This window comes from Pseudomonas libanensis, from assembly GCF_001439685.1.
Classification (GTDB): Bacteria; Pseudomonadota; Gammaproteobacteria; order Pseudomonadales; family Pseudomonadaceae; genus Aquipseudomonas; species Aquipseudomonas libanensis.
On the sequence record NZ_JYLH01000015.1, the window covers coordinates 129,298 to 147,699 of the forward strand.

Sequence of the window (18,402 nt, forward strand, 5' to 3'; positions counted from 1 at the left end):
CCGCACATCAGCTTTTGACGCAGTGCTCCAGGCCGTGCCCGCCGCCTTCGTATTCAGGGCCGTAGTAATACTTGACGAAGGACACCTTGCCTTCCGGGGTCGGTGTCACTTGTGCCACGCCCACGCCAAAGTCTTTCAAGGCCGGGTCGGTGTGGGCAAAGTAGATGCCCAGCGTATCCGAGGTGCCGGCGGCCATGCCTTCATAGCGGGACTTGTCCTCCAGGGTCAGGGTGAAGGTATAGGCGGCGTACTTGCCAGTGCTTTGCTTGGCATCGAGTTTCATCTCGACAACGCCCTTGAAGTTACCGATGTGTTTGTCCTGGCCGTTACATTCATAACGCCCGCTGTAATCGGCGCCAATAAAAGGCGCTGGCGCCTGGGCAGCCCACAGCGGAGTGGAAACGAGGGCCATCGCAGCAACGAATTTTTTCAGCATGCCAACCTCTCAGGGGTTACGTAGTGGCGCTCCTGACGTATGCGCTTTGATTTTCAAAGCACTTGGCCAGAAGCAACATGGAGACCCTTGGACGTTAGCAGGCTCTTTCTATAGGTCGTAGTTAACAGCAAAAAACAAGAAACTTCCGACAGCTTTTGGGAGGCTCCTTACAAATATGTCTGATGCTGTCTTAGTGTGATGTACGACTTTTATGCCGTAGCCAATCACCGAACGACTTGTCCTCCAAGGCATAGCCCCCCCGGCTCGACTTCCACACCAGCTCCTTGTCGCGCAAGGCATCGATACACGCCTGGATGGTCTGGGTGCCCGGCACCACGTCACTGCCCATATCCTCCAGTTTCTTGCTGACCGCCGTAAGGGTGCTGTCGGTGAATGGCGCGAATGGCTCATTGGCGTGTGAACGCTCCACCATCACTTCCAAAACGGCACGTTGCGGGACGGTCAGGGCGTTCCAGGCGCTTTCGAATTCGGACCACACCCCGGCGCGTAGCAGTTCGGCGCGACTGTGCAACAGTTGGCCCAGGTTGCTCGCCTCCCCCAGTTCCAGCGCCACTTCACCAATGATGGTGCGCAGCATCTCGGGACGACGGCCTACCAACTCAAACGCTTCGTCGATATCCGCCGCTTTGAACTGGTTGGTCTTGGCCAGATGGGCATTGAGGTGAGTCGTGTAAGCCTGGGTGAATTCCTTGCCCAGCAAGGGGAACGGCGTGATGCTGGAGCCGAAAAACGGTTGGCTTTTACCCAGCACCAAATGCGCGAGCTTGTCGCGATTAGAGCCAGTGAACACCAGGTGCAAGCCACTGCCCTCGCCTTCACGGCCCTGGTTAAGCTGATCGCGCGCGGCCTTGAGCGCGAACATGGAGTTAAGGCCAGCCTCAGTGGTCAGCGCGTGTTGCGCTTCGTCGATCACCAGCACCACGGTTTTTTCGGCGGCGCTGTGGAGTAATTCCAGCGCTTGCGTAAGCGTCGCCCCGGCCGGTAGTTGCGGCGTGGTGAAATCCCAGGACAACGTGCGTAGAAAACTGAGTTTTTCGATACCGATATTTTTCGCCAGCTTGCGGACGCCCTTTTCAAAGGGCACCAAGGCACCGGCGATAGCACTGGCGATCAGCTCGGCGGGGTCTTTTTCCTTGTCGGCCCAAAGGTCGACATACACCGCCAGCCAGCCCCGGAGCTGACATTCCGGAATCAGGTCTTCGCGCAGAAAAGTGCTTTTGCCCGTGCGTCGGGGCGCCGCGAGAAACAGGCCGGAGGTGAAATCCTGAATACCGGCCCCCACTAGGCCATCGGCAATACTGCTTGCCAGGGTGGGGCGGCGAAACACAAAGCCGCTGTGCTTGGACATGGTTTTATACTCAATTATGGAAAGGACTATAAATTATAGCTAAGAGTATAATTGACTATAATTGTCCGTCAAACCACCTCCCGTCGCCGATCCTCCCGCGGGCACTTGGCAAACCTGGCTCGATAGCTACGGGTGAAATACGACGGCGACTCAAACCCACACGCAATGCTCACCTCCAGCACACTCATGCCGCTCTGGCGCAGCAGTTTCCGGGCTTTCTCCAGGCGCAGGCCGAGGTAGAAGTTGCTCGGCGTATCGTTCAGGTGCAGACGAAACAGCCGTTCCAGCTGGCGCCGGGTAACCTTGATCGCCTCGGCCAGGGCCAGGGTGCTCAAAGGCGGTTCGGTGTGCTGCTCCATTTCGCCGATCACGTGCACCAGTTTCTTGTTATTGATGCCGTAGCGCGTGGCGATCTGCATGCGCTGGTGGTCCTTGCGGGGGCGGATGCGGCCGAGTACGAATTGCTCGGAAACCTGGATCGCCAGCTCCGGGCCGTGGGCCTGGGCGATCAGGTCGAGCATCAAGTCGATGGACGCGGTGCCGCCGGCGCAGGTAATGCGGCGGCGGTCGATTTCGAAAAGTTCCTGGGTCACGCTCAGGTGTGGATAGGACTCCTTGAAGGCATCGATGGCTTCCCAGTGCAAGGTCAGGCGGTGACCATCGAGCAGGCCTGCTTCGGCCAGCACGCAGGCACCGGTGTCGATGGCGCCGAGGGTCACGCCGTCATGATCGAGACGGCGCAGCCAGTGTTCCAGCACGGGAGTAGCGAACTGAAGAGGTTCGAAACCGGCCACCACCAACAACGTCGCGCCTTTTTTCAGCGGCTCCAACGCGGCGTCAGCGTTGACCGACATGCCATTGCTTGCCAGCACCGCGCCGCCATCGGCGCTCAAGATGTGCCAGCGGTACAGCTCGCCGCGAAAGCGGTTGGCGACTCGCAGCGGTTCCAGCGCGGAGATAAAGCCGATTGCAGAGAAACCCGGCATCAGCAGGAAGTAGAAATCCTGGGACATGGTGGCGCTCTCGTAGGACGGGCAGCGTGGTCACTGTGATACGCCAGTTCAACCAGCCATTCAAGAGTGCAGGTCGCTGCAGTGCAAGAGTCGGTCGCCGCCGTGCGTTTTGTTGGCATTCAAGCTGCGTAACTTGATGCCACGGCGCACAAAGACGCCGGACCCCACAATAACGACCTGCCGAGGGATCCACCATGAACCGACTGATCAGCCGCTGTGCGCTTGCACTCAGCGCCAGCGCTATTTTGAGTACCCACGTCATGGCAGCGGACGCCGCTTCTTGCCAGAACGTGCGCATGGGCGTGGTGAACTGGACCGACGTCATCGCCACCAGCGCCATGACTCAAGTGCTGCTCGACGGCCTCGGCTACAAGACCAAGCAAACCAGCGCCTCCCAGCAAATCATCTTCGCCGGGATCCGCGACCGGCGCCTGGACCTGTTCCTCGGCTACTGGAACCCGCTGATGACGCAGACCATCACGCCGTTCGTCGAGGCCAAGCAGGTCAAGGTCCTCGACAAGCCCAGCCTGGAAGACGCCCGCGCCACCCTGGCGGTGCCCACCTACCTGGCGGACAAGGGCCTGAAAACCTTCGCCGACATCGCCAGGTTCGAAAAAGAGCTGGGCGGCAAGATCTACGGCATTGAGCCAGGTTCCGGCGCCAACACCCAGATCAAGGCGATGATCGCCAAGAACCAGTTCGGCCTGGGCAAGTTCCAGCTGGTGGAGTCCAGCGAGGCCGGCATGCTCGCCGCCGTGGACCGCGCCGTGCGGCGCAAGGAAGCCGTGGTGTTCTTCGGTTGGGCGCCGCACCCGATGAACATCAACGTGGCGATGACCTACCTCAGCGGCAGCGAAGATGCCCTGGGCCCGAACGAAGGCAAGGCCACCGTCTGGACCGTGACCGCGCCGTCCTATGCCGAGCAGTGCCCCAATGTGCACAAACTGCTGACCAACCTGACCTTCAGCGCCGCCGACGAGAGCCGGATGATGCAGCCGCTGCTGGAACACAAGGACGCCATCGAATCCGCCAGGCAGTGGCTCAAGGATCACCCGCAGGACCAGGCGCGCTGGCTGGAAGGCGTGACCACCTTTGACGGCAAACCGGCTGCGACCAATCTGCAATTGACCAGCCAATAACCTTTTTTTCATCACCGCTTCGCAACCCGCAACGGCTGCGAACGGCACCACCACGCCTGTAAGGAACCGCCCATGAACCACGACGTCATCATCACCTGCGCACTCACCGGTGCTGGCGACACGACCGCCAGAAGCCCCAACGTGCCGGTCACTCCCAAACAAATCGCCGCCGCTGCCGTGGAGGCCGCCAAGGCCGGCGCCACCGTGGTGCATTGCCATGTGCGCGATCCGCAAACCGGCAAGTTCAGCCGCGACGTGGCGCTGTACCGCGAAGTGATGGAGCGCATCCGTGAGGCCGACATCGACATCATCGTCAACCTCACCGCCGGCATGGGCGGCGACTTGGAGATTGGCGGCGGCGAAAACCCAATGGCGTTCGGTCCCAACACCGACCTGGTCGGCCCGCTGACCCGTCTGGCCCACGTCGAAGAGCTGCTGCCGGAGATCTGCACCCTGGACTGCGGCACCCTCAATTTCGGCGATGGCGACACCATTTACGTGTCCACTCCGGCGCAACTGCGGGCCGGTGCCAAGCGCATCCAGGCGCTGGGCGTAAAGGCCGAGCTGGAAATCTTCGACACCGGCCACCTGTGGTTTGCCAAGCAGATGATCAAGGAAGGCCTGCTCGATAACCCGCTGTTCCAACTGTGCCTGGGCATCCCCTGGGGCGCGCCGGCCGACACCACCACCATGAAAGCCATGGTCGACAACCTGCCCGCCGACGCGGTGTGGGCCGGCTTCGGGATTGGGCGCATGCAGATGCCGATGGCCGCGCAAGCGGTGCTGCTGGGCGGCAATGTACGGGTCGGCTTGGAAGACAACCTGTGGCTGGACAAAGGCGTGCTCGCCACCAACGCCCAGTTGGTGGAACGCGCCAGTGAAATCCTCAGCCGGTTAGGCGCGAGAGTCCTGACCCCAGCCGAGGCCCGCATCAAGATGGGCCTGACCCAACGCGGCTAACACAGACACCACACAACCCTGTGGGAGCCGGGCTTGCCCGCGATGAGGCCAGTACATCCGCCACATCTTTGTAGCCTGGAATGCCGCCATCGCGGGCAAGCCCGGCTCCCACAAAGGATCATCGAACACTTTAGGAATATGCCATGCGCTTTATCACCGAAATCAAAACCTTTGCTGCGTTGGGCAGCGGTGTCATCGGCAGCGGCTGGGTATCCCGCGCCCTCGCCCACGGCCTGGATGTGGTCGCCTGGGACCCAGCGCCCGGTGCCGAAGCGGCCTTGCGCAAACGTGTCGCCAATGCCTGGGGCGCCCTTGAACAACAAGGCCTGGCACCCGGTGCATCCCAGGATCGCCTGCGCTTTGTCAGCACCATCGAGGAATGCGTCAAAGACGCCGACTTCATCCAGGAAAGCGCCCCGGAACGCCTGGAGCTCAAGCTGCAATTGCATAGCCAGATCAGCGCGGCAGCCAAGCCCAATGCGCTGATCGGTTCGAGCACGTCCGGGCTGTTGCCGAGCGAATTCTATGAAGGCTCGACCCACCCGGAACGCTGCGTCGTCGGCCACCCGTTCAACCCGGTCTACCTGCTGCCGTTGGTGGAAGTGGTCGGCGGCAAAAACACCACCCTCGAAGCGATCCAGGCTGCAATCAAGGTGTATGAAGCCCTCGGCATGCGCCCGCTGCATGTGCGCAAGGAAGTACCTGGGTTTATCGCTGACCGCTTGCTCGAAGCGCTATGGCGTGAGGCGCTGCACCTGGTCAATGACGGCGTGGCGACCACTGGTGAAATTGATGACGCGATTCGCTTTGGTGCCGGCTTGCGCTGGTCGTTCATGGGCACCTTCCTCACCTACACCCTGGCGGGCGGTGATGCCGGCATGCGCCACTTCATGGCACAGTTCGGGCCGGCGTTGCAGTTGCCGTGGACTTATCTACCGGCACCTGAACTGACTGAAAAACTGATTGATGATGTGGTCGATGGCACCAGCAAACAGTTAGGTAACCACAGCATTTCGGCGCTGGAGCGCTATCGTGATGATTGCCTGCTGGCGGTGCTGGAAGCCGTAAAAACAACCAAGGCCAAGCACGGCATGAGCTTCGCCGAATAACCCTGTGGGAGCTGGCTTGCCTGCGATGGCGGTGTTGGCCTCACCATTGCTATCGCAGGCAAGCCAGCTCCCACATTTGACCGCACGCTGAATTGGACTCATGCCATGCCCGCACTCACCACCTACACCACGAACATCCTGCCCGACTGGGTCGATTACAACGGCCACCTGCGCGACGCGTTCTACCTGCTGATCTTCAGCTACGCCACCGACGCGCTGATGGACACTCTGGGCCTGGACAGCGACAACCGTGAAGCCAGCGGTCATTCGTTGTTCACCCTGGAGCTGCACCTGAACTACCTGCACGAAGTGAAGCTCGACGCCGAGGTGGAGGTGCGCACCCAACTGATCGCCCACGACGCCAAGCGCCTGCACCTCTACCACAGCCTGTATCGAGTGGGCGAGGACCGCGAGCTGGCGGGTAACGAACAGATGTTGCTGCACGTTGACCTCGCCGGCCCGCACGCGACGCCGTTCACTGCGGCCACGCTGGGCAAACTCGCCGCCATCAGCGCCGAACAGGCCGAGCTGCCAAAACCTGCCCTCCTCGGCCGCGTCATCGGTTTGCCGGTCAGGAACTGAGCCAAAAAAAGCCCCGGTCCAGCCGTGACTGGAACGGGGCAGAGTGCCTTGTGTGAGCCGTGCATCCCGAGGGTGACCAAACCGTCAAGCTGCGTGCCTGGGATTGAGTGTGCCGAATCCTTCTAAAGGTGAGTGACCCGAAAACGACCTGTTCATAGCCATCCGAGCCATTCGTTGATTCTGCCCTTGCCGACCGGCCGGGGGCCTACCAGAATCCAAGTCAGTTCCCGCTCCCTACACCAGGATGAACGTCATGATGCACGCGGATTTGATTGACCAGGATGACCTGCTGAGCCAACTACGCTCGCTGGGTTTTGAAGTGTCCAGCGGTACCACCGCCGAGCAGGCTTGCGAGTGTGCTGTACGCGGTTTGAGCGAGGCGCGGGCCAAGGCGCTCAAGGGCATGGTTGAAAAGATGTACAGCGGCAGTGCGACGATTTTGCCGGCGGTGCGCCAGGCGATCGACAAGCAGTTGTTGCCGGCGCTGATGCAGTTCAAACAGAGCTCCGGCGTCTGAAAATACCGCTATCGCAGGCAAGCCAGCTCCCACAGAACAACGCATTCCAAGGTGGGAGCTGGCTTGCCTGCGATGCAGACGGCTCGGTTTAGAGCCTTACACTGGCAAACGTCGACTCATTGCGCGCCTGGCTCAACGCCGACATCGGCCCCGACAACGGTGACAACACCAGTGCCGGCGGAATCGGCATCATCGCCACTTGCTGGGTGGTGTTGGAGCCGACGCGCTCATCCCGTGGTGGAATGCCGAAATATTCGCGATAGCACTTGGAAAAGTGCGGCGTAGACACAAACCCGCACACCGAGGCGACTTCGATGATCGACATCGGCGTCTGCTTGAGCAGTTGCCGTGCGCGGATCAGGCGCAGCTTGAGGTAGTAGCGCGAAGGCGAGCAGTGCAAGTATTTCTGGAACAGCCGCTCCAACTGCCGGCGCGACACGGCGACATATACCGCCAGTTCATCCAGGTCGATCGGCTCTTCCAGATTGGCTTCCATCAGCGCGACGATTTCCTGCAGCTTCGGCTGGTTGGTGCCGAGCATGTGCTTGAGTGGCACGCGCTGGTGATCCTGTTCGTTGCGGATGCGCTCGTACACGAACATCTCGGAGATCGCCGCCGACAATTCACGCCCGTGGTCGCGGCTGATCAGGTGCAGCATCATGTCCAGCGGCGCGGTGCCACCGGAGCTGGTGAAGCGGTTGCGGTCGAGGGTGAACAGGCGTGTGCTCATGGACACCCGCGGGAAGGCTTCCTGCATCGACGCCAGGCATTCCCAGTGCACACTGCAATCAAAACCGTCGAGCAAACCCGCGCAAGCCAGGGCCCAGCTGCCGGTGCACACCGCGCCGAGGCGCCGGGACTGGCGCGCCTGGCTTTGCAGCCACGACACATGCTCACGGGTGACGGTGCGTTGAATACCCACGCCGCCGCACACGATGACAATGTCCAGGGCCGGCGCTTTATGCATGGAGGCATCGGGGGTGATCTGCAGGCCATCGCTGGCCCATACCTGGTTGCCGTCGACGCTCAGGGTCGTCCAGCGATACAGCTCGCGCCCGGACAACTGGTTGGCCATGCGCAGCGGTTCCACTGCCGAAGCCAGGGAAATCAGCGTGAAATTGTCCAGCAGCAAAAAGCCGATGGATTGAGGCGCACGGTTCTGGGGTTGGGCCCCGGAGTTGAACGACGTCATCGCGGTATCTCCTCACACAAAGCGGGTGTTGGCCTCAGGCGAGGCTCTTGTTATGGCGGTCGCCCTCAGGAAGGCGACGCTTTGAGTTGATAGAGCAAATGCCATGCCTAAATTGGATGGCTATTCAATAACTCCTGAAAACGACCTGTTGACGCGTCTATATAAGCCCGCGCCTGGGGTGCCCGACAGGTCGCATAACGAGTGATGTTCAAGGGGTGTGAGCAGATCGGTAGCACTTGTGGGAAGGCGCTTTGCGAGCGTAGGAGAAGTCTGTCACCCAAAGCACATTGCGCGGGTGACCGTGTAGGAATAGTTCGGAAGCTACTTATCTATTTGCGACGCGCTAAAAGGTGGCGTTTTTGGTTGGAATGTTCACTTTTTGAGCAGTGTTGACCGGACCACCGCTATCGGGGGCAAGCCCCCTCCCACCTTTGGACCCTGTTCACAGATCAAAATGTGGGAGGGGGCTTGCCCCCGATGCAGGCGACTCGGTCTCAGCACTCAACAGCACTCACTGCCAACCCGCCCCGCGAGGTCTCTTTGTACTTGTCATGCATATCCGCGCCGGTATCGCGCATGGTACGGATCACCCGGTCCAGCGAGATAAAGTGCTGGCCGTCGCCACGCAGGGCCATTTGCGCCGCGTTGATCGCCTTGACCGCCGCAATCGCATTGCGCTCGATGCACGGCACCTGCACCAGCCCGCCTACCGGGTCGCATGTCAGGCCGAGGTTGTGTTCCAGGCCGATTTCAGCAGCGTTGCACACCTGCTCCGGCGTGGCGCCGAGAATCTCGGCTAAGCCGGCCGCGGCCATGGCACAGGCGGAACCGACCTCGCCCTGGCAGCCAACTTCGGCCCCGGAGATCGAGGCGTTCTTCTTGCACAGAATGCCGACCGCTGCGGCGCCGAGCATATAATCGACCACGTTGGCTTCGGTGACTTCCTCACTGAATTTCATGAAGTAGTGCAGCACCGCCGGAATGATCCCGGCCGCGCCGTTGGTCGGCGCCGTGACCATGCGCCCGCCGGCAGCGTTCTCTTCGTTGACCGCCAGGGCGAACAGGTTCACCCATTCCATGGCACTCAAAGTCGAGCCGATCACATTGGGTTTGCCCAGTTCCTGCAAGCTGCGGTGCAACTTGGCCGCGCGGCGGCGCACGTTCAAGCCGCCGGGCAGGATGCCTTCGTGCTTGAGACCCTGCTCCACGCAATCCTGCATGGCGCGCCAGAGCTTCATCAGGCCACTGCGGATTTCCTCTTCGGAACGCCAGGTTTTTTCATTCGCCAGCATCAGCTCGGCGACGCGCAGGTTATGGGTCTTGCACAGCTGCAACAGCTCCACTGCGCTGGAGAAATCGTAGGGCAGTTCGGTGCGGTCCATGTCCGCCACCCCGCTCTGGGCCTGGGCCTCATCCACCACAAAACCACCGCCAACCGAATAGTAGGTATCACGGTGCAGTTCGCCGTCATCGCCCCATACCACCAGGGTCATGGCATTGGGATGGAACGGCAGGTTTTCGTCGAGCAGACGCATGTCCCGCGCCCATACGAAAGGCACCGGCAGGCGGCCGTCGAGCAGCAGAGTGTCGGTTTCACGCAAGGTGTGGATGCGCACGCCGATCTGTGATGGGTCGATTGCGTCGGGCCACTCGCCCATCAGGCCCATGATGGTTGCGGTGTCGCTGCCATGGCCGATGCCGGTGGCCGACAGCGAGCCGTAGAGCTGAACTTCGACGCGCCGCACTTGTTCCAACACGTCACGTTCACGCAACGCCTGGACGAACAACGCCGCGGCGCGCATGGGGCCGACGGTGTGAGAACTCGAAGGCCCGATGCCGATCTTGAACAGGTCGAAAACACTGATAGCCATTGCGGTAGAACTCCTCGATAAGCACGGCCAGGCTTGAACGAGGTGCTACGCTCAGATCGCCTAGATGGCGGCATCATCAGGCTTTTACCCGCCGTCACGGCGTCTCACACCGACGCATCCATGCTCACCAGCGTCGCTCGCGTGCGATCGCCTGTTTGGGCCGTTTTTTACGGTGCAGAGGGGTAAAAACAGCGGTTTCACCTTCGGAAAAACCTGTAAGCGACGTCATCGGTACTGGATGCGACCCTCCCTGTACTGGATACGACGCCCCCTGTAGGCGTCAGATTTTCACTGGTACATGATCAGTTCCGACTCGTTTGCAAGGCACCGTGCCAGAGCTGTTGTCGCACGCTCCAACCGCAACACTTATAAAGCGCGGCAAATGCCGCCAGAAAAAACACAGGAGTCTAGCCTTATGAAAGCTTCACCCTCGTTGTTGTTGGCCGCCATGTTGAGTCTGCCAGCCCTGGCAAACGCTGCAGAACCGGAACAGTGCAAGACCGTCAACTTCTCCGATGTCGGCTGGACCGACATCACCGTCACTACCGCGACCACCAGCGAAATCCTCAAGGGCCTGGGCTACAAGCCGCGCACCACGATGATTTCGGTACCAGTGACCTACAAGTCCCTGGCCGACGGCAAGAACATGGACATCTTCCTCGGCAACTGGATGCCGACCATGGAAAACGACATCAAGCAGTACCGTGATGCCGGCACCGTGGAAACCGTACGCGCCAACCTGGAGAACGCCAAGTACACCCTGGCGGTGCCCGAGGCGCTGTACGACAAAGGCCTGAAAGACTTCGCCGATATTGCCAAATTCAAGGATGAGCTAGGCGGCAAGATTTATGGCATCGAGCCGGGTAACGACGGCAACCGCACTATCCAGACCCTGATCGACAAAGACGCCTTCGGTCTCAAGACCGCAGGGTTCAAAGTGGTCGAGTCCAGCGAAGCCGGCATGCTCTCCCAGGTCGAACGCGCTTCCAAGCGCAACCAGGCCATCGTGTTCCTCGGCTGGGAACCGCACCCGATGAACACCCGCTTCAAGATGAAGTACCTGACCGGAGGGGACGATTCGTTCGGCCCCAACTACGGCCAGGCCACCATCTACACCAATACGCGCAAGGGCTACACCCAGGAATGCAGCAACGTCGGCCAGTTGCTGAAAAACCTGGTGTTCACCCTGAACATGGAAAGCACGCTGATGGGCAATGTGCTGGACGACAAAATGAAGCCCGACGCCGCCGCCAAGGCGTGGCTGAAGAAGAACCCCCAAGTGCTCGACACCTGGCTTGCAGGCGTCAACACCGTCGATGGAAAACCAGGGCTGGAGGCCGTCAAAGCCTACCTGGACAAGTAACCGCTATCCCGGGCCGTTAAGCCGGTCCGGGATGTTTTCCCCCTTCGCATGTGGACATTCACTACCATGCTGACTGAACAGAAAATCCCACTAGGCCAGTACATCGCTGCCTTCGTCGAATGGTTGACCCAGAACGGTGCCAACTACTTCGACGCAATCGCATCGACACTGGAAACGATGATCCACGGCGTGACGTTTGCGCTGACCTGGTTCAATCCGCTGGCATTGATCGGTCTGATTGCGCTGCTGGCTCACTTTATCCAACGTAAATGGGGCCTGACGGTCTTTGTCATCGCTTCCTTCCTGCTGATCCTGAACCTTGGGTACTGGCAGGAAACCATGGAAACCCTCGCCCAGGTGCTGTTCGCGACCCTGGTCTGCGTGGTCATCGGCGTGCCGCTGGGCATTGTTGCCGCGCACAAGCCGATGTTCTACACCATGATGCGGCCGGTACTCGATCTGATGCAGACCGTACCGACCTTCGTCTACCTCATCCCTACCCTGACCCTCTTCGGGCTGGGTGTGGTGCCTGGGCTGATTTCTACGGTGGTGTTCGCGATTGCCGCGCCGATCCGCCTGACCTACCTGGGTATCCGCGATGTGCCGCAAGAGCTGATGGACGCTGGCAAGGCCTTTGGCTGCTCGCGCCGCCAGTTGCTCTCGCGAATTGAACTGCCCCACGCCATGCCGAGCATCGCCGCCGGCATTACCCAATGCATCATGCTGTCGTTGTCGATGGTGGTAATTGCCGCACTGGTGGGTGCCGACGGCCTCGGCAAGCCGGTGGTCAATGCACTCAACACGGCCGATATCGCCCTGGGCTTTGAAGCAGGCCTGGCCATCGTGCTGCTCGCCATCATGCTCGACCGTATCTGCAAACAACCCGACGCTAAAGTAGGGGGTGATGCATGAGCATTATCCGATTCGACAAAGTCGACGTGATCTTCTCCAAAGACCCACGCGAGGCGCTCAAGCTGCTGGACCAGGGCATGAGCCGTAACGAAATCCTGAAAAAGACCGGGCAGATCGTCGGTGTTGAAAACGCCAGCCTGGATATCGAGAAGGGCGAGATCTGTGTGCTGATGGGCCTGTCGGGCTCCGGCAAGTCGAGCCTGCTGCGCTGCATCAACGGCCTCAACACCGTGAGCCGTGGCCAACTGTTCGTGGAGCATGAAGGGCGCCAGATCGACATCGCCTCCTGCACCCCGGCCGAGCTGAAAATGATGCGCACCAAGCGCATCGCCATGGTCTTCCAGAAGTTCGCCCTGATGCCCTGGCTGACGGTGCGCGAGAACATCAGCTTCGGCCTGGAAATGCAGGGTCGCCCGGAAAAAGAACGGCGCACCCTGGTGGATGAAAAGCTCGAACTGGTGGGCTTGAGCCAATGGCGCAACAAAAAGCCCGATGAGCTGTCCGGCGGCATGCAGCAGCGTGTCGGCCTGGCCCGCGCGTTGGCGATGGACGCCGATATCCTGCTGATGGACGAACCTTTCTCGGCCCTCGACCCACTGATTCGCCAGGGCCTGCAAGATGAACTGCTGGAACTGCAACGCAAGCTGAGCAAGACCATTGTGTTCGTCAGCCACGACCTCGATGAAGCACTCAAGCTCGGCAGCCGAATCGCGATCATGAAAGACGGCAAGATCATCCAGTACAGCGTGCCGGAAGAAATCGTGCTGAACCCGGCGGACGACTATGTGCGCACCTTCGTTGCCCACACCAACCCGCTGAACGTACTGTGCGGGCGCAGCCTGATGCGCACGCTGGATAACTGCACGCGGGTCAATGGTTCGGTGTGCCTGGACCCGGGCGGCGACTCATGGCTGGACCTGGCTGAAGGCAACACCATCCAGGGCGCACGCCAGAACGGCGTGGTGATGAATTTGCAGAACTGGGCACCGGGGCAAGCGGTGGAAGATTTGGGCCGGGTACCAACCCTGGTGGACTCGAACATCGGCATGCGCGATGCGTTGCAGATCCGGTATCAAACGGGGAACAAGCTGGTGCTGCACGACAACAACAAGGTGGTGGGGATACTGGGGGACAGTGAGCTCTACCACGCTCTGCTGGGCAAAAACCTGGGCTGACAAACACTGCAAAACAACTGAAAAAACCGGGCCAATGTGGGAGCTGGCTTGCCTGCGATAGCTATGTTGGATTCACCATTGCTATCGCAGGCAAGCCAGCTCCCACATTTGACCGTCTTCAACTCTTGAAACAGCGGCGCCAGCGAGGGCGCCGCCCGCTCAACTATCAGCTATAGACCCGGCCAAGGAGCTGCCGATGGCTTTCGAACTGATCGAGCACATCCCGGGTAATCTGGTCCTGGGTGAAGCCCATCAGGTCATATTCCTGCGGCCCGTTGTGAAGGTACACCTCGGCACGGTAGTAGCGGGTGCGTTCTTCTTCGGGCAAGTCGTTGGGCGCCGACGAGTAAGCATCCAGGCTCACTTCGTAGACAAACGGGTTACCCTCTTGCATCTCGATGCGCACGCCGATGCAGCGCTTGGATTTGCCCAGCAAGGTCTGCACCTCCAAGCCTTGATCACGCAGCGCAACCGCGGCTTCTTCCAGCGCCGGCGTTACGTGCTTGTCCATAAAGCGCTGCACGGTGGCCTGGCTCGGTTGCAGGTCCAGGGCGGTCAGACGCTCGCTGAAACCACGACGCCCGCGCTCAGCCAATTGCGCCTGCTCCTGTTCGATGGCCACATCCTGGCGCATGGCCTTGTGCAAACCGAACATAAACAGGATCAGCACCACCGAAAACGGCAGCCCCGCCAGCACTACCATGGTTTGCATGGCTTCGAAGTTACCGGCAAACAGCAGGCCGATGGTCACCAGGGTGATCACCACCGACCAGAAGATCCGCAGCCAGTGCGGCGCATCTTCATCCACATTGCCGCCTTTGCAGGACAGGTTGGCCATCATCACCGCGCCGGAATCCGCCGGGGTCAGGAACAGCACAAAGCCTACGAAGATCGACACGCCGATGACGACTTTCGACGCCGGGTAATGCTCAAGCAGTTGGTAGATGGCCATGGACGGTTGTTCCAGCGCCGTCTTGCCCAACTCCACGGCACCGTGATTCAACACCAGGTCCAACGCCGAGTTACCGAAGATCGACAGCCATGCCAGGGTAAAGCCCAGCGGGATCAGCAAGACGCCGGCCACCAGCTCACGCACGGTACGACCACGGGAAATACGTGCGATGAACATGCCCACGAATGGCGCCCAGGAAATCCACCAGGCCCAGTAGAACAGGGTCCACAGGCCCATCCAGCGTTCGGTCTTGGCACCGTCGCCTTCATATACATACAGGTCGAAGGTTTTCAGCACGATGCCGTTGAGGTAATCACCGGTGTTCTGCACCAGGCCGTTGAGCAGGTGCAGGGTCGGGCCGAACAGCAGCACGAAGATCAGCAAGCCGCTGAACAGCACGATATTCAGGTTGGACAGGCGGCGAATGCCGTTTTCCACCCCCGACACAGCGGCGATGGTGGCCACGGTGCTCATCACGATGATCACGATCAGCAGGTTGGTGTTGCTGTGCTCCATGCCGAACAGGTTTTCCAGCCCCGAAGACACCTGCATCGAGCCGATCCCCAGGTTGGTCACCAGGCCCAGCAGGGTCACGAACATGCCGAAACCGTCTACCGCGTGGCCCGCCGCGCCCTTGACCCAACGCTCGCCCACCAATGGGTACAGCGCCGAACGCAAGGCCAGCGGCTGGTTATGACGGTAGGCAAAGTACGCCACGGCCAGGCCGACCAGCGCATAGATCGCCCAGCCGTGCAGGCCCCAGTGCAGGAAGGTCAGTTGCAGCGCTTGGCGTGCCGCGCCATTGCTAGCGGCAGCGCCTTCGGGCGGGTTGAAGTAGTGGTCCAAAGGTTCGGACGCACCGAAATACAACAGCGAAATACCGATGCCCGACGAGAACAACATGCCCGCCCAGGCGCCGTAACTGAAGTCCGGGGTGTCGTCTTTACTACCCAGTTTCAATTTTCCATAGGACGAAAACGCCAGGCCGACCACAAACACCAGGTAGGCGGCGATGACCACCATGTAGTACCAGCCAAAGCTTTTGGAAAGCCAGGCCTGGGCGACGCCGAGCATGCGCCCGGCCTCCTGCGGGGCGATGATCAGGATGGCGGTCAACAACAGAATCAGCGCGGTGGAGGTGTAGAACACCCAACCGTTGACCCGGACCTTTTCCGGCGGGGTCTTTATAAGAGAGGCAGAACTCATGGCGCAGATGCTCCAGGCAGTGCGAGAGAGAAACACAAGGCAACGGTTATCCCGGGACATCGATTTTTCGGCAGTCGACGGACGGGTGTTATAAAGACACCCCGAAAATTCTTGAGCCCGCCGAAGCGGTGATCAGGCTCTGAAGTGGCCTGTTTCAAGGGTTTTTGCAGGTGTCAGAGGTTGCAGCTCGCAGGTAGGAAATATCTGTAGGCAGCGACCATTTGTCGCAGATCTTATTCTTTGTTGATTGAACGTTCAATCAAAACAAAATAGACTGGCCCTCAAGCCGACGGACGTTCTTCGCCCGTCGGCAGGCCTAAGGAGAGGTGCTACATGCCCAAGGTCGGTATGCAACCCATACGCCGCCAGCAGTTGATCGAAGCCACATTGACGGCCATCGATCAGGTCGGGATGGGAGATGCCAGCATTGCGCTGATTGCGCGTCTGGCCGGCGTCTCGAACGGCATCATCAGTCATTACTTTCAGGACAAGAACGGCCTGATCGCAGCGACCATGCGTTACCTGATGAATGCGCTGATCGAGAACGTCCAGGAACGCCGGCGCGCCTTGAAGGATGACAGCCCACGGGCACACCTTCAGGTGATCATCGAAGGCAACTTCGACGCCAGCCAGGTCAACGGCCCGGCAATGAAAACCTGGCTGGCCTTCTGGGCCACCAGCATGCACCACCCGTCATTGCACAGGTTGCAGCGGATCAACGATCACCGCTTGTATTCCAACCTGTGCTGCCAGTTCCGCCGTGCGATGCCGTTGTCCGAGGCTCGCAGCGCAGCCCGCGGCCTGGCGGCGTTGATCGACGGTTTGTGGTTGCGCGGCGCCCTGTCGGGAGACGCTTTCGACACGGAGCAGGCGCAACGGATCGCTTACGAATACATGGATTTCCAATTGGCCAAGCAGGTGAGTTAGAGCACTTATAAACGCTCAACCCCTGAACGTCCGCCGCTCAGTGTTGCCACAACCCCATGGCCCACTGTTCGGCGGGTAACGCCAACCACTTATGCACTTGCGAGGACTTTATGGCCCGTTTCGACCTGCAAAAACTCTACATTGACGGCGGCTACAGCGACGCTGGCAGCGATGCCACCTTCGAAGCCATCAACCCGGCTAACGGTGAAGTTCTCGCCCAAGTGCAACGCGCCACCAAAGACGACGTTGAACGTGCCGTAGTCAGCGCTGAAAAAGGCCAGAAAATCTGGGCCGCCATGACCGCCATGGAGCGTTCGCGCATCCTGCGTCGTGCTGTCGACATCCTGCGCGAGCGCAACGATGAACTGGCCGCCCTGGAAACCCTGGACACCGGTAAAGCCTTCTCCGAAACCAAGTACGTCGACATCGTCACCGGCGCTGACGTGCTGGAATACTACGCCGGCCTGGTACCTGCCATCGAAGGCGAGCAGATCCCACTGCGCGACACCTCGTTTGTCTACACCCGCCGCGAGCCATTGGGCGTGGTTGCCGGTATCGGCGCATGGAACTACCCGATCCAGATCGCCCTGTGGAAATCCGCCCCGGCCCTGGCTGCCGGTAACGCGATGATCTTCAAGCCAAGCGAAGTCACCTCGCTGACCACCCTGAAACTGGCCGAGATCTACACCGAAGCTGGCGTTCCAGCAGGCGTGTTCAACGTCTTGACCGGCAGCGGTCGTGAAGTCGGCACCTGGCTGACCGAGCACCCGCGCATCGAGAAAGTCTCGTTCACCGGCGGCACCGACACGGGCAAGAAGGTCATGGCCAGCGCTTCGAGCTCCTCGCTCAAGGAAGTGACCATGGAACTGGGCGGCAAGTCGCCGCTGATCGTGTTCGAAGACGCCGACCTGGATCGCGCCGCCGACATCGCGATGATGGCCAACTTCTACAGCTCCGGCCAGGTCTGCACCAACGGTACCCGCGTGTTCGTGCCTAAGCACCTGCAGGCTGCGTTTGAAGCCAAGATCCTTGAACGCGTTGCGCGCATCCGTGTGGGTGACCCGCAGGACGACAACACCAACTTCGGCCCGCTGGTCAGCTTCGCCCACATGGAAAGCGTGCTGGGCTACATCGCCAAAGGTAAGGAAGAAGGCGCCCGCCTGCTGTGCGGCGGCGATCGCCTGACCGACGGCGACTTCGCCAAGGGCGCCTTCGTGGCCCCGACCGTGTTCACCGACTGCACCGACGAGATGACCATCGTCCGTGAAGAAATCTTCGGCCCGGTGATGAGCATCCTCACCTACGAAACCGAAGAAGAAGTGATCCGCCGCGCCAACGACACCGACTTCGGCCTGGCCGCTGGCCTGGTCACCAAGGACCTGAACCGCGCCCACCGCGTGATTCATCAGTTGGAAGCGGGTATCTGCTGGATCAACGCCTGGGGCGAGTCCGACGCCAAGATGCCGGTCGGTGGCTACAAGCAATCCGGTGTGGGCCGTGAGAACGGCATCAGCTCGCTGAACAACTTCACCCGCATCAAATCGGTACAGGTTGAGCTGGGCGACTACGCCTCGGTGTTCTAACACCCGAGCCTTGTATTGCCTGTAAGGCCGCCATCGCGGGCAAGCCAGGCTCCCACATTTGTTCTGTGTGAACCCGATCAAATGTGGGAGCTGGCT

The 18,402-nt window shown here is 60.3% G+C and carries 16 protein-coding genes; 10 read left to right on the forward strand and 6 right to left on the reverse strand.

Features of this window, described 5'->3' with window-relative positions; translation table 11 throughout:
- Positions 1–7: 7 nt before the first annotated feature.
- From TU73_RS22035 to TU73_RS22045, 3 genes are all read right to left on the reverse strand, one after another.
- Entirely contained in the window at positions 8–436 is a 429-nt protein-coding gene (locus tag TU73_RS22035; RefSeq protein ID WP_057013986.1) for a hypothetical protein, read from the reverse strand.
- A gap of 190 nt (positions 437–626) precedes the next feature.
- Positions 627–1,805, reverse strand: coding sequence for an ATP-binding protein (locus tag TU73_RS22040; protein ID WP_057013987.1), 1,179 nt, complete (start codon positions 1,803–1,805; stop codon positions 627–629).
- A 68-nt stretch (positions 1,806–1,873) separates the two neighbouring features.
- Positions 1,874–2,818 carry a GlxA family transcriptional regulator gene (locus TU73_RS22045; RefSeq protein ID WP_057013988.1) on the reverse strand — a complete coding sequence of 315 codons (945 nt, stop codon included), beginning with the start codon at positions 2,816–2,818 and terminating at the stop codon, positions 1,874–1,876.
- Positions 2,819–3,012: 194 nt separating this feature from the next.
- On the opposite strand from TU73_RS22045, the gene TU73_RS22050 reads away from it, so the two are divergent.
- The 5 genes from TU73_RS22050 (at position 3,013) to TU73_RS22070 (ending at position 7,125) form a co-directional block, all read left to right on the forward strand.
- Complete coding sequence (locus TU73_RS22050) at positions 3,013–3,957, forward strand: choline ABC transporter substrate-binding protein (protein ID WP_057013989.1); 945 nt, start codon at positions 3,013–3,015, stop codon at positions 3,955–3,957.
- Positions 3,958–4,029: 72 nt separating this feature from the next.
- A complete protein-coding gene (cdhC, locus tag TU73_RS22055; protein ID WP_057013990.1) occupies positions 4,030–4,917 on the forward strand; it encodes a 3-dehydrocarnitine:acetyl-CoA trimethylamine transferase CdhC in 888 nt (295 codons plus the stop codon).
- 143 nt (positions 4,918–5,060) lie between these two features.
- Positions 5,061–6,026 carry an L-carnitine dehydrogenase gene (locus tag TU73_RS22060; RefSeq protein ID WP_057013991.1) on the forward strand — a complete coding sequence of 322 codons (966 nt, stop codon included), beginning with the start codon at positions 5,061–5,063 and terminating at the stop codon, positions 6,024–6,026.
- Between the two features lie 105 nt (positions 6,027–6,131).
- Complete coding sequence (locus TU73_RS22065; protein ID WP_057013992.1) at positions 6,132–6,608, forward strand: thioesterase family protein; 477 nt, start codon at positions 6,132–6,134, stop codon at positions 6,606–6,608.
- 253 nt (positions 6,609–6,861) lie between these two features.
- Positions 6,862–7,125: a hypothetical protein gene (locus TU73_RS22070; protein ID WP_057013993.1), complete on the forward strand. Its 264-nt coding sequence runs from the start codon at positions 6,862–6,864 to the stop codon at positions 7,123–7,125.
- Positions 7,126–7,213: 88 nt separating this feature from the next.
- Here TU73_RS22070 and gbdR read toward each other — a convergent pair whose 3' ends face one another.
- Together gbdR and TU73_RS22080 are read right to left on the reverse strand one after the other, a co-directional pair.
- The gene (gene gbdR, locus TU73_RS22075) at positions 7,214–8,317 is read right to left on the reverse strand and encodes a choline metabolism transcriptional regulator GbdR (protein WP_057013994.1); all 1,104 of its coding nucleotides are present in this window, start codon (positions 8,315–8,317) and stop codon (positions 7,214–7,216) included.
- A 494-nt stretch (positions 8,318–8,811) separates the two neighbouring features.
- Positions 8,812–10,188, reverse strand: a complete 1,377-nt coding sequence (locus tag TU73_RS22080; RefSeq protein ID WP_056846928.1) for an L-serine ammonia-lyase — start codon at positions 10,186–10,188, stop codon at positions 8,812–8,814.
- A 415-nt stretch (positions 10,189–10,603) separates the two neighbouring features.
- Between TU73_RS22080 and TU73_RS22085 the strand changes: the two genes are divergently transcribed.
- From TU73_RS22085 to choV, 3 genes are all read left to right on the forward strand, one after another.
- The gene (locus TU73_RS22085; protein ID WP_046069867.1) at positions 10,604–11,551 is read left to right on the forward strand and encodes a choline ABC transporter substrate-binding protein; all 948 of its coding nucleotides are present in this window, start codon (positions 10,604–10,606) and stop codon (positions 11,549–11,551) included.
- Positions 11,552–11,617: 66 nt separating this feature from the next.
- Positions 11,618–12,463, forward strand: a complete 846-nt coding sequence (gene choW, locus TU73_RS22090; RefSeq protein ID WP_046069868.1) for a choline ABC transporter permease subunit — start codon at positions 11,618–11,620, stop codon at positions 12,461–12,463.
- Entirely contained in the window at positions 12,460–13,638 is a 1,179-nt protein-coding gene (gene choV / locus TU73_RS22095; protein ID WP_043046175.1) for a choline ABC transporter ATP-binding protein, read from the forward strand. The genes choW and choV overlap by 4 nt, the downstream gene beginning before the upstream one ends.
- A gap of 166 nt (positions 13,639–13,804) precedes the next feature.
- Here the strand turns inward: choV and TU73_RS22100 are convergent, their stop codons facing one another.
- Positions 13,805–15,739 carry a BCCT family transporter gene (locus tag TU73_RS22100; protein ID WP_231984836.1) on the reverse strand — a complete coding sequence of 645 codons (1,935 nt, stop codon included), beginning with the start codon at positions 15,737–15,739 and terminating at the stop codon, positions 13,805–13,807.
- Positions 15,740–16,129: 390 nt separating this feature from the next.
- Here TU73_RS22100 and betI point away from each other — a divergent pair, with 390 nt between their 5' ends.
- Positions 16,130–16,723, forward strand: coding sequence for a transcriptional regulator BetI (betI, locus tag TU73_RS22105; RefSeq protein WP_043046178.1), 594 nt, complete (start codon positions 16,130–16,132; stop codon positions 16,721–16,723).
- A gap of 110 nt (positions 16,724–16,833) precedes the next feature.
- Positions 16,834–18,306, forward strand: coding sequence for a betaine-aldehyde dehydrogenase (gene betB / locus TU73_RS22110; protein ID WP_057013996.1), 1,473 nt, complete (start codon positions 16,834–16,836; stop codon positions 18,304–18,306).
- Positions 18,307–18,402 lie beyond the last annotated feature (96 nt).

Excerpts from the sequence above, each read along its gene's own strand:
- TU73_RS22035 (WP_057013986.1), bottom strand. The coding sequence starts at position 436 with ATGCTGAAAAAATTCGTTGCTGCGATGGCCCTCGTTTCCACTCCGCTG.
- TU73_RS22040 (WP_057013987.1), bottom strand. The coding sequence starts at position 1,805 with ATGTCCAAGCACAGCGGCTTTGTGTTTCGCCGCCCCACCCTGGCAAGC.
- TU73_RS22045 (WP_057013988.1), bottom strand. The coding sequence starts at position 2,818 with ATGTCCCAGGATTTCTACTTCCTGCTGATGCCGGGTTTCTCTGCAATC.
- TU73_RS22050 (WP_057013989.1), top strand. The coding sequence starts at position 3,013 with ATGAACCGACTGATCAGCCGCTGTGCGCTTGCACTCAGCGCCAGCGCT.
- cdhC (WP_057013990.1), top strand. The coding sequence starts at position 4,030 with ATGAACCACGACGTCATCATCACCTGCGCACTCACCGGTGCTGGCGAC.
- TU73_RS22060 (WP_057013991.1), top strand. The coding sequence starts at position 5,061 with ATGCGCTTTATCACCGAAATCAAAACCTTTGCTGCGTTGGGCAGCGGT.
- TU73_RS22065 (WP_057013992.1), top strand. The coding sequence starts at position 6,132 with ATGCCCGCACTCACCACCTACACCACGAACATCCTGCCCGACTGGGTC.
- TU73_RS22070 (WP_057013993.1), top strand. The coding sequence starts at position 6,862 with ATGATGCACGCGGATTTGATTGACCAGGATGACCTGCTGAGCCAACTA.
- gbdR (WP_057013994.1), bottom strand. The coding sequence starts at position 8,317 with ATGACGTCGTTCAACTCCGGGGCCCAACCCCAGAACCGTGCGCCTCAA.
- TU73_RS22080 (WP_056846928.1), bottom strand. The coding sequence starts at position 10,188 with ATGGCTATCAGTGTTTTCGACCTGTTCAAGATCGGCATCGGGCCTTCG.
- TU73_RS22085 (WP_046069867.1), top strand. The coding sequence starts at position 10,604 with ATGAAAGCTTCACCCTCGTTGTTGTTGGCCGCCATGTTGAGTCTGCCA.
- choW (WP_046069868.1), top strand. The coding sequence starts at position 11,618 with ATGCTGACTGAACAGAAAATCCCACTAGGCCAGTACATCGCTGCCTTC.
- choV (WP_043046175.1), top strand. The coding sequence starts at position 12,460 with ATGAGCATTATCCGATTCGACAAAGTCGACGTGATCTTCTCCAAAGAC.
- betI (WP_043046178.1), top strand. The coding sequence starts at position 16,130 with ATGCCCAAGGTCGGTATGCAACCCATACGCCGCCAGCAGTTGATCGAA.
- betB (WP_057013996.1), top strand. The coding sequence starts at position 16,834 with ATGGCCCGTTTCGACCTGCAAAAACTCTACATTGACGGCGGCTACAGC.